Genomic DNA, 908 nt, shown 5'->3' on the forward strand with positions numbered 1-908 from the left:
CGATATCTTGGCTTTGATAAAATCTTTGTGCCCCTCTGAATTGTTCGGATAGTACTAAACCTTCTACATTGGTTTTTGTTTTTATCGTATGGTAGGCATCCCTTTTGCTTCATGGTTAAAAAATTTCATATCAAGTTCGCGTCTTTTCCTTTTGATAAGTGATTTCTCAGCCTTACGTAAATGTGCTACCATTTGTACCTTTATAGATTCATTTTGGATCATGGCTAACGAACCATCGATATGTGCTTGAAGATCTGCAATATCTTTCAGGTTTTCTTTTGTTTGAAGTTCATTAAATAGACTTTTGAGGTATTGAAAACGAGTTTCTACGTTTTCAAAACTTTTTAAAGTTATAGCTTTATTTAGTATTGAGAAAAATTCTAAATGCTCAAAAAGTAACGTGCCCATTCGATCAAAAGTCCCAGAAATTTTGTTTTCGTCCTCTAATACCTTTTGATATGATTCCCTTGAAAGCTTATCTTTCTTATAGAGCGCTTCTGGCTCTTTGAGAAAAAAACTAGAAAAGTCTATTTTCTGAGGTCCAGTTTTTTGACTATTTGTTATAGCCTGATAGGTTTTTTCTGTTTGCGAAATTTGTTCTTTTTTTAACTCAAGCTGTTTTTTTAAGAGCTTAATAATTTCTCCTTTTTTTAATAGATTAATAAGCTCCAGATATTCTGCTGGTAGAGCAGGTGGTGAGGTTGGGTCCTTATGTAACGAGGGGTCGTAAGATACGCTTGTAACTGCATTTGCATGTGCCAGATTTAGCATTCCCAAAAAGGTAATCATTCCTGTTATAATAAATCGCTTTTTCATCTGTCTCCTCGCTTAATTTCGGCAGGGATTGTTTTATTAATAGGCACACGGTTCCTATCATTGGGCTGTTTTAGCTTTGGTGCTAATGCACA

2 protein-coding genes are annotated in these 908 nt (G+C 34.7%); both read right to left on the reverse strand.

What is annotated here, in order from left to right:
• Positions 1-81: 81 nt before the first annotated feature.
• Positions 82-816, reverse strand: a complete 735-nt coding sequence (locus tag ACFIML_RS09155; protein ID WP_375688019.1) for a type IV secretion system protein — start codon at positions 814-816, stop codon at positions 82-84.
• On the reverse strand, positions 813-908 hold a 96-nt coding region (locus ACFIML_RS09160), incomplete at its 5' end, for a TrwH protein (RefSeq protein ID WP_375618343.1). The genes ACFIML_RS09160 and ACFIML_RS09155, both read right to left, overlap by 4 nt.

The organism is Bartonella sp. AC62GZZY (genome assembly GCF_042196525.1).
In the GTDB taxonomy this organism is placed as follows: Bacteria; Pseudomonadota; Alphaproteobacteria; order Rhizobiales; family Rhizobiaceae; genus Bartonella.

Coding starts and splice junctions, on each gene's coding strand:
- ACFIML_RS09155 (WP_375688019.1), bottom strand. CDS start 816: ATGAAAAAGCGATTTATTATAACAGGAATGATTACCTTTTTGGGAATG.